The sequence below is a fragment of the Verrucosispora sp. NA02020 genome (genome assembly GCF_013364215.1).
Lineage (GTDB): Bacteria > Actinomycetota > Actinomycetes > Mycobacteriales > Micromonosporaceae > Micromonospora.
In genome coordinates this window covers 4768550-4783029 of the sequence record NZ_CP054923.1, presented here as the reverse complement: position 1 = coordinate 4783029, position 14480 = coordinate 4768550, and the positions used below count along the sequence as shown (strand labels likewise).

The following is a 14480-nucleotide window of genomic DNA, read 5'->3' as shown; positions in this document are numbered from 1 at the left end:
TCCTTTCACTCATCCGGCACCGGCCAGGGTCGCGGGGACGCCGTGGCGGTGCAGGTCGGTCAGCCAGGCGGTGACGTCGGCGCGGACCTGGGCGTCGGCGGCCACCTCGGGCGGAACGACCTCGTCGAGAGCGAGGACCGCGTCGACGGCCCCGGCCGGGGTCTGCGGTGCGGCGGCCAGGGCGGTGCGGATCCGCTCCGCCAGCGGGTCGTCCAGCGGCAACGCCCGACCGTCGTCGGCGGTGCCCTGGGCGAACCGGATCCAGGCGGCCACGACCAACGCCGCCCATCGGGCGGAGCGGCCGGACGCGCGCAGGTCGGCGATGGTGTGCAGGATCCGCTGCGGCAGCTTCTGCGAGCCGTCCATCGCCACCTGGAGGGTGCGGTGCCGGATGGCCGGGTTGCCGAAGCGGGCCAGCACCTGCTCGCCGTACTCGACCACGTCGACGCCGTCGGGCGGGGTGAAGCTGGCCGCCACGTCCTCGGCGATCAGCCGCCGCAGCACCGCCGCCAGGTGCGGCAGGACGAGGGCGTCGGCGATCGTCTCGCATCCGGCGAGCGCACCGAGGTACGCGGCGGCCGAGTGCACCCCGTTGAGCCCGCGCAGCTTCAGCCGCTCCCACGGGCCGGCGTCGGCGCAGAGCACCGCACCGGCGCGGTCCCAGGCGGGCCGCCCGCCGGGGAAGTCGTCCTCGATCACCCACTGGGTGTACGGCTCGGCCGCCACCGCCGCCAGGTCCTCGACACCGAGCGCCCGGCGGGCCTCGGCGAGGGTCTGCGCGGTGCTGGCCGGCACGATCCGGTCGACCATGGTGCCGGGGAAGCCGACCTGGTCCTGGACCCAGTCCAGCGCGGCCTGTCCGGCGCCCGCGTACACCAGGGCCTGGGTGACCAGGCCGCGCAGCCGGCGGCCGTTGGCGGGCAGGTTGTCGCAGCTGACCAGCGCGATCGGGCCGGCGTCGGCGGCGGCCCGGGCCAGCAGACCGCGCACCAGCAGCCCGGGCACGGTGGCCGGTGGCCGGTCGCTGGTCAGGTCGGCGACCAGCTCCGGATCGGGGCGCAGCGTCCCGGCCGCCGGGTCCAACTGGTACGCCTTCTCGGTCACCGTCAGCGTGACCACCCGGATCGCCGGGTCGGCCAGCAACGCCACGATCGCGCCCGGGTCGGCGGCGGCCAGCCGGACGTCGGCCAGTGCCCCGATCACCCGGGTCTGCTGGTCGTCTGCGGAGAGCGTGCTCACGCTGAACAGGTTGTCCTGCGCGGTCAGTGTCCGCACCAGATCCGCGTTGCGCGGCGCGACACCGACGATGCCCCAGTCACCCCCGGCCGACGCGAGCGCCTGCTCGGTGTAGACGGCCTGGTGGGCGCGGTGGAACGCGCCGAGCCCGAGGTGCACCACGCCGGCCGGCACGGTGCCCGGACGGATCAGGGGACGGGACTGCACCGGTAGTCGGCGCAGGGCGCCCAGATCGAGTCGGGACGCGCCCACGGTCACCGCCACGTCGGGCCGTCCGGGAAGCGGAAGGTGGCGATCGACTCGGGACGCATGGTGGCGCTGTAGCCCGGCTCGGTCGGCAGCAGGTACCGCCCGTCGCGGGTGCGTACCGGGTCGACGAAGTGTTCGTGCAGGTGGTCGACGTACTCCACCATCCGGCCGTCCAGGCTGGTGCCCACCCGCAGGTAGTCGAAGATCGCCAGGTGCTGGACGTACTCGCAGAGCCCGACGCCGCCCGCGTGCGGGCAGATCGGTACGCCGAACTTCGCGGCGAGCAGGATCTCGGCGAGCACCTCGTTGACCCCGGCCACCCGGCAGGCGTCGATCTGCATCACGCCGATCGCCTCGGCCTGCAACAACTGCTTGAAGATGACCTTGTTGGCGGCCACCTCGCCGGTGGCGACCCGGCATCGGCCGCCGGTCAGCTCGGTCATCGCGCGGGCGATGCGGGCGTGCCCCAGGACGTCGTCGGCGTGCGTCGGCTCCTCGATCCAGTACGGGTCGACCTCGGCCAGCGCCGTCATGTTGGTGATCGCCTCGTCGACGTCCCACACCTGGTTGGCGTCCATCATCAGCAGCGCGTCCGGGCCGATCTCGGCCCGGATGATCCGGGCCCGCCGCAGGTCGTCGGAGGGCGGGCCGCCGACCTTCATCTTCATCGCCCGCCACCCCTGCGCGTACGCGTCCCGGGTCAGCGCCCGGACCTTGTCGTCGGGGTAACCCAGCCAGCCCACCGACGTGGTGTACGAGGGGAAGCCGTCCCGCTCCAGCAGGGCCAGCCGGTCGGCGAGCCCGTCGCGTCCCTTGTCCAGGATGGCGGCGGCGTCGTCCGGGGTGAGCGCGTCGGTGATGTGCCGGAAGTCGACGTTGGCCACCAGTTCCTCGGTGGACAGCTCGGCCAGGTAGCGCCACATCGGCTTGCCGGCGAGCTTGGCGCGTAGGTCCCACACGGCGTTGACCAGCGCGCCGGTGGCCATGTGGATGACCCCCTTCTCCGGGCCGAGCCAGCGCAACTGCACGTCGGCGACGAGCGAGCGCCAGAACGCCACCGGCTCGGCGGTGATCTCCTCCACCGTGCGTCCCCGCACGTGGTGGGCGAGGGCCCGCACGGCGGCGCAGGTGATCTCGTTGCCGCGACCGTTGGTGAAGGTGAACCCGGCGCCGGTCGGACCGTCGTCGGTGTGCAGCTCCACGTAGGTGGCCGAGTAGTCACCCCGGTTGATCGCGTCGGAGCCGTCGCCGCTGGCGGCGGTCGGGAACCGCACGTCGTGCACGGTCACGTCGGTGATGGTCGTCATGCTTGCTTCTCTCCGAACTTGAAGACCTGCTTCGGCAGCCGGTACGCCAGGTCGACGATGGTCTCGGCGGCCTCGTCCATGGGCAGCCGGTGCTCGGCGACCAGCCGGGCCAGGAAACCGGCGTCGATGCGGCGGGCCACGTCGTGGCGTACCGGAATGGAACAGAACGCGCGGGTGTCGTCGACGAACCCGGCGGTGTTGTAGAAGCCGGCCGTCTCGGTGACCGTCTCGCGGAACCGGCGCAGCACCTCGGGGGAGTCCAGGAACCACCAGGGCGCGCCGAGCACCAGGGCGGCGTACCCGCCGGCCAGCGGTGCCAGTTCCCGGGTGAAGGTGTCCTCGTCGAGCGTGTAGAGCACCACCCGCAGCCGGGGGTCGTTGCCGTACGCGTCCAGCAGCGGAGCCAGCGCGTGCACGAACTCGGTGACCTGCGGGACGTCACCGCCCACGTCGCGCCCGTGCCGGGCGTGCAGCCACCGGTTGTGGTTGCGCACCGCCCCCGGGTGCAACTGCATGACCAGCCCGTCGTCCAGCGACATCCGGGCGAACTCCAGCAGCATGTGCGCCTGGAACGCCTCGGTGTCGCCCGGTTCGGCCCGGCCCCGGCGGGCCCGGTCGAACAGCGCCGCCGCGTCCGCGCCGAGGTCCAGGGTGCGGGCGGTGAGGTGCCCGTGGTCCGACGAGGTGGCACCGGCGGCGATGAACACCTCCCGGCGGGCGCGCAGCGCGGCCAGATAGCCCTGGTACGTGCCGGTGTCCTCGCCGGTGATCTCGCCGAGCCGGTCGACGTTTGCCGACCAGTCCTCGAACTCCAGGTCCACCACGTTGTCCGGCCGGAAGGTGGTGACCACCCGACCGCCCGGACCTCCCCACCCGTCGGCGGCGAGCTTGGCGTGCCGACCAAGGTCGTCCAGGGGCGACTCGGTGGTGGCCAGCACCTCGATGTTGAACCGCTCGAACAGTGCCCGGGGCCGGAAGTCCGGCTCGGCGAGGCGGGCGGCGAGGGCGTCGTACACGTCGTCGGCGGTCTGCGGCGACAGCCGGGTGTCCAGACCGAAGACCTCGGTGAGGGTCTGCTCCAGCCAGAGCCGGGACGGGGTGCCCCGGAACAGGTGCCAGTGCTCGGCGAAGCGCCGCCAGATCCGCCGCCCGTCGGTCTCCACCGGGCTGCCGTCGCGGGTGGGCACGCCCAGCTCGGCCGGGAGCACCCCCTGGCTGAACAGCATCCGGGTCAGGTAGTGGTCGGGCACGATGAGCAGCCGGGACGGGTCGGGGAACGGCTGGTCGTCGGCGAGCAGCCCCGGGTCGACGTGCCCGTGCGGCGAGATGATGGGCAGCCGCGCCACCAGCGCGTACAGCTCGCGGGCCAGGGCACGTTGGCCGGGCTCGGCGGGTAACAGCAGGTCGGGACGGGTCGAGGTGGGCACGGGGTTCGGCTCCTGGGGTCGAGGTCAGTCGAGGGTGAGCAGGTCGGCGACCCGCACGGGGGCGCCGGTGTCGAAGGACCGGTTGGCGGCCAGACCGGTGAGCAGGGCCAGCGCGCCGTCGCGGGCGCTGGCCGCGCGATCCAGCGGATCGGGTACGCCGCCGAAGATCACCTGGGTCATCCGGGCGTCCGCACCGCCGTGGCCGTGCCGGGTGTACCCGTCGACCTCGATGCGTCGGGGCGGGGACCAGAAGGGGCGCAGGGTCAGCGTGGCCTGACCGCCCTCGGCGGCGGCCTCGGTGCCGTGCAGGGCGGCACCCTTGAGCGCACCGGCGGCGGCCGGGCTGACGAACTCGCTCTCGGTGACCTCCAGTTCCAGCCGGCCCCGGCTGCCGTTGACCATCACCCGGTAGCCCTCCCACGGTGCGTACGCGGTGAGGTGGTAGGTCATCGTCGCGCCGCTGGAGTAGGTGGCGAGCACCGCCATGTCGTCCTCGATGGTCACGCCGGGGGCGAAGACGTTGCGGTCGCGGTGGTAGCCGTCGGCGGCCTCGGCGTCGAGGTACAGCTCGCGCAGCCGGGGGTGCTCGGCCAGGCGCAGCGCGAACGGGTCGTCGGCGGCGGCGGGGGCGGCGTGCGCCCGGTCGTAGTCGCGGGCGTAGCCGTGCCGGCGGCCGTCGTCGCCGTAGAAGAACAGTCGGCCGGCGGCGTACACCTGCACCGGGGTGGCGTCGAGCCACCAGTTGACCAGGTCGAAGTGGTGGCTGGCCTTGTGCACCATCAGCCCGCCGGAGCTGGCCTTGTCGCGGTGCCAGCGTCGGAAGTAGTCGGCGCCGTGGCGCACGTCGAGCAGCCACTCGAAGTGCACCGAGCCGATCTCGCCGACCGCGCCCTCGGCGAGCAGCCGTCGCATCTGTTCGTGCAAGGGGTTGTAGCGGTAGTTGAACGCCACCGTCACCCGTCGCCCGGTGCGGCGTACCGCGTCGAGGATGCGGTGGCAGCGGGCCGCGTCGGTGGTCATCGGTTTCTCGGTGACCACGTCACAGCCGGCGTCCAGCGCGGCCACCACGTACGTGTCGTGGGTGACGTCGACCGAGGTCACCAGCACCACGTCGACACGTTCCTCGGCCAGCATGGTGGTGAAGTCGTCGGCGTGGTACGTCGGCAGCCGAGCGTGGCCCAGCTCGCCGAGCCACCGGTTGTGGGCGTCCATCCGGGCCTGGTTGACGTCGGCGAACGCGACCAGTTCGGCGGTGTCCGCGTGGTCGCGGACCAGGGCCCGGACGAACATCTCGGCGCGGGCGCCGGTGCCGACGACGGCGTACCGGGCGCGCTTGCCGGGTTGCGGTGACACAGACCGATCCTCCTCGATCTTTATGCAAACCTTTGCAGTGAAGTAACCACGATCGATTGGTCAGAGTCAACGAGCGGCCGAGAATCGGCGTCTTTTGACCCTATTCATGGGGTTTGGAGTGCATGGCGAGAGCCCGGCCGAAACAGAGCTGTAATCAAGTGCCGTTGACAGTGGAGCAACCGTTTGCATTAATTGGCGACACCCGTGACCGCCGACACACATCGATGAAGGGGGCCTGAGTGCCAGTCACCATCCGGGACGTCGCACGGGCCTCCGGCGTGCACATCTCCACCGTCTCCCGCACCTTCTCCGCACCACATCTGGTCAACCCGGAGACCCGGGTGCGGGTGCTGGCCTGCGCCGAGGACCTGGGCTACCGGCCCAACCGCGCCGCCCGGGCCCTCATCACCGGCCGGACGCACAACATCGGCCTGATCATCGCCGACATCGCCAACCCGTTCTTCCCGCCGCTGATCAAGGCGGCGGAGAGCCAGGCCCGCCACCGCGACTACCACGTCTTCGTCGCCGACACGAACGAGGACGCGGCCGCGGAGGAGGAACTGGTGCACGCCCTGGCCAAGCAGGTCGACGGGGTGCTGCTGTGCAGCCCCCGGATGAGCAACAGCCTGATCGAGCAGCTCAGCCGCGAGGTGCCGCTGGTGGTGGTCAACCGCCAACTGGCGGGTCTGCCCTGCGTCCTGATGGACGTCGGGCAGGGCGCACGGACCGCCATCGAGCACCTCGTGGGCCTCGGCCACCGGCAGATCGCCCTGCTCGGTGGACCGCGCGGCTCATGGACCAGCCGGGAGATCCGGCGCGCCGCCAGCGCGGCGGCCCGGACCGCCGGTGCGGACCTGACCGTGCTCGGCCCCAACCCGCCCACCGAACACGGCGGCCTCGCCCAGGCGGAGCCGGTCCGCAGGGCCGGCGTCACCGCCGTGCTCGCCTACAACGACCTGATCGCGATCGGGCTCCTGGAGGGGCTCGACGCACTCGGGGTCGGGGTGCCGCAGGAGATCAGTGTCGTCGGGGTCGACGACATCAGCCTGAGCCGGCTCACCCGCCCCAAACTGACGACGGTGGCCACGCCGACCGCGGCCGCCGGCCGGACGGCAGTCGACATGTTGCTGCAACAGGACACCGATCTCCCGCGTACCAGCCGGGGCAGCGGTGCCGGGGCGACAGTCGGCGTCCGTCGTACCACCGCACAGGTAATGCTCCAGACCGAGTTGGTCATCCGCGACTCCACCGGGCCGGGACCACACGCCGGCCGGGAACGTCCTGGCGCCACTGCCGTAGGCCCGGGCCCGCATCGCCGTGCGGACCCGGGCAGCCCGATCGTGGCCGCCGGTGACGTCGTCGCCTCCTAACGCCAAGGAGTGAGCGCACATGCACCCCGCAACGCACCCCACCGCGAACGCGTCCGACGGGCGCACCTACCGTACCCCTCTGCTCCGCCGACGGTTGCTGCGCGGCATGCTCGCCGCGGTCGTGGCCCTGCCGCTGGTCGGCGCGGCCGCCGCCTGCGGCGGTGACGACGCCGGCTCCGACGGCAAGGTCAAGCTCTCCATCTTCTGGTGGGGCGGTGACGCCCGGGCCCAGCTCACCGAGCAGGCCCTCGACCTCTACACCACGAAGAACCCGGACGTCACGTTCGAGAAGGTCTGGCAGGCCAACCAGGGCTACTTCGACAAGCTGGCCACGCTCACCGCCGGTGGCAACCCGCCGGACATCTTCCAGATCGACGACAACTTCCTCGCCGAGTACGCCGCCCGCAACGCCACCCTGGACCTGAAGAAGTACGCGGACTCCGGCGACCTGGACACCAGCAAGTTCCCGCCCAGCCTGCTCCAGTACGGCGAGGTCGACGGCAAGCTCGCCGGCCTGGCCGCCGGGGAGAACACCCAGGGACTGGTCTACAACAAGACGCTGCTGACCAAGAACGGGCTGCCCGAGCCGACCACCGGGATGAGCTGGGAGGAGCACATCGCCTGGGCCGAGCAGGTCAGCAAGAAGGCCGGTGTCCCCGGGACCCAGGACCCGAGCGCCGACTACAAGGCGTTCTGGGTCTGGCTGCGTCAGCAGGGCAAGGATCTCTACGCCGGCACCGACCTGGGCTTCACCACCGAGGACGTGACCAGGTGGTTCGAGCTGTGGAAGGGCGCGCGGGACCGGGGCGCCACCCCGACCCCGGACATCATCCACGAGGGCAACGCCACCGACATCACCAAGCAGCTCGTGGTGACCGGCAAGTCGGGCACCTCCTGGGTCTGGGTCAACCAGATGCCGGAGCTGAAGAAGAACACCGCCGACGAGCTGGGCGTCGTCGCGTACCCGGGTGACCCGAGCGCCCAGTGGGCCCGCGCCTCGATGTACTGGTCGGTCTTCCGGGGCAGCAAGAACGCGGACGTCGCGGTGGACGTGATCAACTTCCTGGCCAACGACCCGGAGGCGGTCAAGCTGCTCGGCACCGACCGGGGTCTGCCCTCCAACATGGACCTGCGCCGCGTGGTCAGCGACGACACCACCGACCCGGCGATGAAGCAGTCCATCGAGGTCGAGAACACGCTGGCCGAGACGTTCGGCGAGGCGCCGCAGGTGCCGATCAAGGGCCACAGCAAGGTCCGCGCCGAACTGATCAAGGCCGCCGAGAACGCCCAGTACGGGCGGGCCACCCCCGCCGAGGCCGCGGCGCAGTTCGTCGAGGCCAGCAAGGCAGCGATCGCCTCCTGACGCCGCCGCGAAACCCGGAGAGGAGCAGTTCGTGGCCCTGACCACGGCGCCCGACCCGACCCGCCGCGGCACCGGATCCGTCCGGCCCGACGCCACCCGGCGCGGGACCGGACGGATCCGGCACGGGGAAGGTCTGGCCGGTTACGTCTTCCTGTCGCCCTGGCTCATCGGTCTGATGGCCATCACCGCGATGCCCATGCTGTTGTCGCTCTACCTCAGCTTCACCAACTACGACATCCTCACCCCCTGGTCCGAGGTGGAGTGGGTCGGGCTGGCCAACTACGAACGGATGTTCACCAGCGATCCGTCGTGGTGGCACTCGGTCCGGGTCACGCTCAGCTTCGCGCTCATCGCCGTACCGCTGAAACTGGCCGCCGCCCTCGGCGTGGCGCTGCTGCTCAACCGGGCCTGGCGCGGGGTCGGGCTGTTCCGGGGTCTGTTCTATCTGCCGTCGCTGCTCGGCGGCAGCGTGGCGCTGGCCATCGTCTGGGTGAACATGTTCAACCGGGAGGGCGCGTTCAACTCCTTCCTGGCGCTGTTCGGCATCGAGGGCAAGCCCTGGGTCAACGACCCGGACTGGGCCCTGGAGACCCTGATGGTGCTGGCCATCTGGCAGTTCGGCGCACCGATGGTGATCTTCCTGGCCGGGCTCAAGCAGGTGCCGACCGAGCTGTACGAGGCCGCGTCGGTGGACGGTGCCGGCGCGTTCCGGAAGTTCGTCAACGTGACGCTGCCGATGCTCTCCCCGGTGATCTTCTTCAACCTGGTGCTGGAGACCATCAACGGGTTCCAGGGCTTCACCGCCGCGTTCGTGCTCAGCAACGGCACCGGCGGCCCGGTCGACTCGACCCTGATGTACACGCTGAACCTCTACATCACCGGCTTCACCGACCTGGAGATGGGCTATGCCTCCGCGATGGCCTGGGTGTTCCTGATCGCCATCGCCCTCATCACGGTCGTCTTCTTCAGCACCGGCCGGTTCTGGGTGCACTACTCCGACGGGGAGGACCGCTGATGGTGGCGAGCACCGTGGCGCCACCCGTGGCGACCCGCCCGCAACGCCCGCGCAGCCGCTCCTGGCTGCGGCTGATCGTGCTGCTGGCCATCGTCGCGGTGGTGCTCTACCCGCTGATCTGGATGATCGGCACGTCGTTCAAGTCGCAGCAGGAGATCGTCAACAACATCGGGCTGCTGCCGGAGACGTTCACCCCCGGCAACTACACCAACGGGTGGACCAACTTCGACGTCGGCTTCGGCCGGTTCTTCTTCAACAGCGCCATGGTCAGCCTGCTGACCGTGGTCGGCAACGGGGTGAGCTGCCTGCTGGCCGCGTACGCCTTCGCCCGGCTCAAGTTCCGGCTGCGCGGGATGTGGTTCGCCGTCATGATCGGCACCCTGCTGCTGCCGGGGCACGTGCTGATCGTGCCGCAGTACATCCTGTTCCGCAGCCTCGGCCTGGTCGGCGGCGACTGGCCGTACCTGCCGCTGCTGATCCCGCAGTTCCTGGCCACCGAGGCGTTCTTCGTCTTCCTGATGGTGCAGTTCATGCGGAGCATCCCGCGCGAACTGGACGAGGCCGCCCGGATCGACGGCGCCAACGCGTTCGGCATCTTCCGGCACGTCATCCTGCCGCTGAGCCGGCCCGCGCTGGTCACCACCGCGATCTTCTCGTTCATCTGGACCTGGAACGACTTCTTCCGGCAACTGGTCTTCCTGTCCAGCCTGAGCGACTACACGGTGCCGGTGGCGCTGACCCTGTTCATCGACTCGACCAGCCAGAGCGCGGTGGGGCCGATGTTCGCCATGTCGGTGCTGTCCCTGCTGCCGGTCTTCGTGTTCTTCGTGGCCTTCCAACGGATGCTCGTCGAGGGGATCAACACCAGTGGACTCAAGGGCTGACGACGACCACCACCGGCGCCCGCCGCGCCGCGACTGGCGGGACACCGTCCGCGACGCCGCCGACCTGGCGCTGGTCGGCATCCTGACGGTGCTCGCCGCGCTGCCGGTGCTGACCGCCGGCACCTCGGTCGGCACCGCCAGCGCCGCCGTGCACGACTGGCTCGCCACCGGCAGTTGGCCGACGGCCCGGCAGACGCTGTCCCGGTTCGGCCGGGGTCTGCTGCCGGGCCTGCCGGTGGCGCTCCTCGGGCTCGTCGCCGTGGGCCTGCTCGCCGCCGACCTGGTGGCGCTGGGCACCGGCCGGGTGCCCGGCGGGGCGCTGGCGTTGAGCGTCACCACCGTCGTCGCGGCGGGCCTGCTCGGGTACGCCGCCGCGGTCGTGGTCGAGGTGGGCCGCACCGGCGGCACCGGCTGGCGGTCGGCCGCCAGCCGGGCCGCCCGGATCTGCCTCGACCACCCCGCGCACGGGGCCGCGCTGGCCGGCACCAGCGTGGTCGCCGCGCTGCTCGGCGTGCTGGTCACCCCGGTCGCGGTGCCGATTCTCGCCGGGTACGCGCTGGCCGCCGTGCACGCCGTGGCCCGCCGCCGGTCGGTCGTCGAGGCGGAGCTGTCGTGACCACCGAACCGCTCACCGGTACGCGTTGTGCCGACGACAATCCGCACCTGGTCGTCGCCGGCACGCCGGTCGCCCGGTACGTGCTCGCGCCCGACCTCGACGCCACGCACGGGCCCCGGCCCTACCTGCACCCGGTACGCACCCTGGCCGGCGTGCCGGTGACCGACGCGCTCCCGGCCGACCACGTCTGGCACCTCGGCGCCTCGCTGGCCGTGCAGGACGTCGACGGCACCAACCTCTGGGGTGGACGCACCTACGTCCGCGACGTCGGCTACACCTGGCGGGGCGACCACGGCCGGATCGTGCACGCCGGCTGGGAACACCGGGCGGCCGACCGCCTCGACCATCGGCTGCACTGGTGTGACCCGTCCGGTGCGGTGCTGCTCACCGAGCGGCGTACCCTCACCTCCTCGGCGCTGCCCGCCCCGGCGGACGGGATGTCCGACGCGGACCCCGAGGGTGCCTGGCGGCTGGAGGTGACCAGCACCCTCACCGCCCCCGCCGACCGGGACGTGACACTGGGCAGCCCGGCGACCAACGGCCGCCCCGGCGGGGCCGGCTACGGCGGCTTCTTCTGGCGTGCCGTGGCGGAGGGGGAGCCCGAGGTCTTCAGCGACTCGTCGACCGGCGAGGAACAGGTCAACGGCGGCGACGAACCGTGGGTGGCGATGCGGGCTCGGGCGCCGGGCGGGGCGGCGTACACCCTGGTCTTCAGCGGCCTCAGGCCCGGCGACCGGTGGTTCGTGCGGACCTCGATGTACCCGGGGGTCTGCGTGGCGTTCGCGTTCGAGGAGACCGTGACGATCCCGGCCGGCTCCAGCCGGCACGGCCGCTATCGGGTCGCCGTCGCCGACGGTGCGCTGGATCGCGCCACCGCTGCCGCGCTGGTCGGCGGCGCGTCCTAGGGACGCCCGGTCATCCGGCGCCCAGGCAGACGAACGCGGCTGCGGTGGCGCGGGCGGTGCTGTCGCCGGTGGCGACGAACGCCTGCTGGGCGTCGGCGAGAGCCGAGGCCGGGCGGGCGCCCGCCCACATCCGTCGGTGCAGGTCCACCATCAGCGCGGTGGTGGGTTCGGCGGGCACCGGCAGGACGGTGGCGATCAGGCATCGGGTGCCCAGCGCCAGCAGCACCGCGGCGAAACCCATGATCTCGTCGCCGGGGCGTACGTCGGTCAGCCCCGACTCGCAGGCGGAGAGCACCACGCAGCCGGGTGGCCGGGCGACGCGCTCCCACTCGTAGGCGAACAGCGGCCCGTCGGCCAGCTCCAGCGTGGAGAACTGGGGATTGTCGGCGCGGAAGGTGCCGTGCGCCGCGATGTGCACCATGCCGGCACCGTCCAGCGCGGCGGTCAGCGCACCGGCGGTGGCGTCCGGCCCGACGAGCGACCGGGCTCCCGGCAGCACCTCGGCGAGCCGTCGCACCTCGGCCCGCCCGGCGGCCAGGCGCGGACCGCTGGCCAGCACGGGCGGACCCGCCCAGGTGGTACGCCGGTCCGCCTCGAGCCAGACCGTCGCCGAGGGGGCGACCGTGACGGCCCGGCCGGCGCAGGTGGGCAACCCGGCCCATCCCACCGAGTGCAGGACCCCGACCGGGACGATCACCAGGGGCCGGTCGGCGAGGTGTCGCCGCAACGGGTCGAAGAGTTGGCTGTCGAGTGCCGCCGCCGCGTGTGCGGCGCCGGCCCGTGCGGCGGAGGGATCGCCGCCGACGATCAGTCGCCGCAGCCCGAACCGGTGCCATCGGGCCAGTCTCGCCGCCTCGGCGAGCGAGCCGAGGTCGTGCAGGCTCGCCCGGCCGTCGCGGACCAGCACCGCCCCGAGCCGGTCGCCGTGCGCCACGAGTTCGACGAGTACCCGGGTGCCGAGCCGGTCGGCCAGCCGACGGACACCGGGCGGGGCGGTCACCCCGACTCCGCCGGGTACCCGCCGGGCGAGGTCCCGGATCCGCTGTTCGAGTCGGGTCTGCCGGCCGCGCAGGGCGCGTACCGGACGTCCGGCCAGGACCGCGTCCTCCAGGAGGCCGCTGACGAGCCGGAGTTCGGCGAGCGCCGCGACCAGGTCGGGATCGTCGGGTGGCAGCGCCGGCCGCATCCGCAGCGCGTTGGCCCGCCACCGTTCGGCCCAGGCGAGGACCTGCGCCGGCGCCCCGGCCCGGATCGCGATGTCCAGACCCTCGGCCGCCAGTTCCTGCCCGTACGCCCCGCTGCTGGCCCGCAGTTCGGTGGCGCCGAGCGACGTCCGGTGCCGGTCGAGCACACCCAGCCCGCGACGGAGCGCGCGGGCCGCACCCGCCTCGTCACCGCCCAGTCGGCGGGACAGGGCGAGGGCGTACCAGCCCTGGGCACGTCGCGGGGCGGTGCCCCGGGCCCGCGCGCGGGCGGCGACGGTGAACAGGGCCCGGGCGCGGTCGGGGCGACCCGTCGCGGTGGCCAGCAGGCCGGCGTCGATGCGGGTACTCAGCGCGGGATCGGACCAGCCCGTGCCGTCGAGCTGGTCGGCGGTCCGCGTCATCGCCGTGAGCAGGGCCGTGGTCCGGGTCCCCCGGCGGGCCTCGGCACGCAGTTCGACGTGCCGGGCGAACGCGGCCCAGGTGCGGCGGCCCTGCCGTCGGAACCGGGTCCGGGCGGCGGCGGCGGCCTCGGTGGCGGTGGCCAGGTCACCGGCGAGCAGGGCGGCCCGCGCCTGCGCCAGCAGCGCCTCGGCCAGGTCGGAGGCCATGCCACGGCGGCGCAACTCCCGGATCGCGACGGCGGCGATCTCCACCGCCTCGTCCACCAGGGGCACCGACAGCAGCAACTCGAAGCGGTCCAGCAACAGCGCGGGCCGGGGGACGCCGAGACGCCGGTACTCCTCGCCGACGGCGGCGAAACAGCGCAGCGCCGCCGCGATGTCGCCCCGTCGACCGGCCGCGATCCCGCTGTTCCACCGGGCGTCGGCCGCCGCGAGGTCCAGGCCGAGCCCCTCGAAGGCGGCTGCCGCCCGGGACAGGTCGTCGGCGCCGCCGGTGGTGCCCCGGTGGGCGTTGAGCAGGCCCCGGTTGTTGCGGGCCCGGGCCTCCAGCAGGAGGTCGCCCTCGCGCTGGGCGATGTCGATGGCGAGGCCGTAGTCCCGCACCGCCTCGTCGTACCGGCCGCGGTAGTGCAGCACCACGCCCCGCTGCATCCGGCCCCGACCGGCGTCGGCCCCGGTCAGTTCCGGCAGCGCGGCGGTCACCGCCCGCAGCGCCGCCGCGGTGTGCCCCGAACTGGCCAGGACGTACCCGAGGCTCATCCGGGCCAGCGCCCGGGTCCGGGCCGTGCCGGCGGTCCGCACGGCCCGACGGAGGTGGCGCCGGGCGCCGGAGAGGTCGTTGAGTTCGCGCAGTGCCAGACCGATGGCGCGGTCGGCGGTCGAGCGCTCGTCGGCGTCGGACCGGGCGGCGAGCACCCGCTCGGCGATGGTGATCGCCTGGCTGGGGGAGCGCTGGACGGTGTCGAGTGCCGCCTGGGCGGTCCCGGCGCCGTCAGCGGTGCGGTCCGGCACGGGCAGAGAGGTCACCACCCGCTGAGTATCGTCGATATCTCCCCGAGTGGTCGACGTGTGACGGTGAGTATGTCTTTGGCATTGACATGCGCCGATCGCTTGGAAGAATTGACCGGAGACCGGGAACCCGCCGCACCG

At 72.6% G+C, this 14480-nt stretch carries 11 protein-coding genes; 6 read left to right on the top strand and 5 right to left on the bottom strand.

Going from position 1 to position 14480, the window contains the following annotated elements:
- Positions 1-9: 9 nt before the first annotated feature.
- Genes HUT12_RS20900 through HUT12_RS20885 form a run of 4 tightly spaced genes read right to left on the bottom strand, consistent with a single transcriptional unit; the run spans position 10 to position 5572 of the window.
- Positions 10-1500, bottom strand: coding sequence for a mannitol dehydrogenase family protein (locus tag HUT12_RS20900; protein ID WP_176094448.1), 1491 nt, complete (start codon positions 1498-1500; stop codon positions 10-12).
- Positions 1491-2792, bottom strand: coding sequence for an enolase C-terminal domain-like protein (locus HUT12_RS20895; RefSeq protein ID WP_176094447.1), 1302 nt, complete (start codon positions 2790-2792; stop codon positions 1491-1493). Before HUT12_RS20895 ends, HUT12_RS20900 begins: the two co-directional genes overlap by 10 nt.
- Entirely contained in the window at positions 2789-4219 is a 1431-nt protein-coding gene (gene uxaC, locus HUT12_RS20890) for a glucuronate isomerase (protein WP_176094446.1), read from the bottom strand. The genes HUT12_RS20895 and uxaC overlap by 4 nt, the downstream gene beginning before the upstream one ends.
- A 24-nt stretch (positions 4220-4243) precedes the next feature.
- Positions 4244-5572, bottom strand: a complete 1329-nt coding sequence (locus HUT12_RS20885; RefSeq protein ID WP_176094445.1) for a Gfo/Idh/MocA family protein — start codon at positions 5570-5572, stop codon at positions 4244-4246.
- 239 nt (positions 5573-5811) lie between these two features.
- Here HUT12_RS20885 and HUT12_RS20880 point away from each other — a divergent pair, with 239 nt between their 5' ends.
- Genes HUT12_RS20880 through HUT12_RS20855 form a run of 6 tightly spaced genes read left to right on the top strand, consistent with a single transcriptional unit; the run spans position 5812 to position 11725 of the window.
- A complete protein-coding gene (locus HUT12_RS20880; RefSeq protein ID WP_176094444.1) occupies positions 5812-6942 on the top strand; it encodes a LacI family DNA-binding transcriptional regulator in 1131 nt (376 codons plus the stop codon).
- Positions 6943-6961: 19 nt separating this feature from the next.
- Positions 6962-8305 carry an ABC transporter substrate-binding protein gene (locus tag HUT12_RS20875; RefSeq protein ID WP_176094443.1) on the top strand — a complete coding sequence of 448 codons (1344 nt, stop codon included), beginning with the start codon at positions 6962-6964 and terminating at the stop codon, positions 8303-8305.
- A 31-nt stretch (positions 8306-8336) separates the two neighbouring features.
- Positions 8337-9320, top strand: a complete 984-nt coding sequence (locus HUT12_RS20870; RefSeq protein ID WP_131056866.1) for a carbohydrate ABC transporter permease — start codon at positions 8337-8339, stop codon at positions 9318-9320.
- On the top strand, positions 9320-10204 hold the full coding sequence (locus tag HUT12_RS20865) for a carbohydrate ABC transporter permease (protein WP_176094442.1): 885 nt from the start codon (positions 9320-9322) through the stop codon (positions 10202-10204). Before HUT12_RS20870 ends, HUT12_RS20865 begins: the two co-directional genes overlap by 1 nt.
- Positions 10188-10820, top strand: a complete 633-nt coding sequence (locus tag HUT12_RS20860; RefSeq protein ID WP_176094441.1) for a hypothetical protein — start codon at positions 10188-10190, stop codon at positions 10818-10820. Before HUT12_RS20865 ends, HUT12_RS20860 begins: the two co-directional genes overlap by 17 nt.
- Positions 10817-11725, top strand: coding sequence for a PmoA family protein (locus HUT12_RS20855; RefSeq protein ID WP_176094440.1), 909 nt, complete (start codon positions 10817-10819; stop codon positions 11723-11725). The genes HUT12_RS20860 and HUT12_RS20855 overlap by 4 nt, the downstream gene beginning before the upstream one ends.
- 10 nt (positions 11726-11735) lie before the next feature.
- Here the strand turns inward: HUT12_RS20855 and HUT12_RS20850 are convergent, their stop codons facing one another.
- A complete protein-coding gene (locus tag HUT12_RS20850; protein ID WP_176094439.1) occupies positions 11736-14357 on the bottom strand; it encodes a CHAT domain-containing protein in 2622 nt (873 codons plus the stop codon).
- Positions 14358-14480: the final 123 nt, after the last annotated feature.

What these genes read in the sequence shown, in the direction of transcription:
- HUT12_RS20895 (WP_176094447.1), bottom strand. Translation starts at nt 2,792, where the DNA reads ATGACGACCATCACCGACGTGACCGTGCACGACGTGCGGTTCCCGACC.
- HUT12_RS20875 (WP_176094443.1), top strand. Translation starts at nt 6,962, where the DNA reads ATGCACCCCGCAACGCACCCCACCGCGAACGCGTCCGACGGGCGCACC.
- HUT12_RS20865 (WP_176094442.1), top strand. Translation starts at nt 9,320, where the DNA reads ATGGTGGCGAGCACCGTGGCGCCACCCGTGGCGACCCGCCCGCAACGC.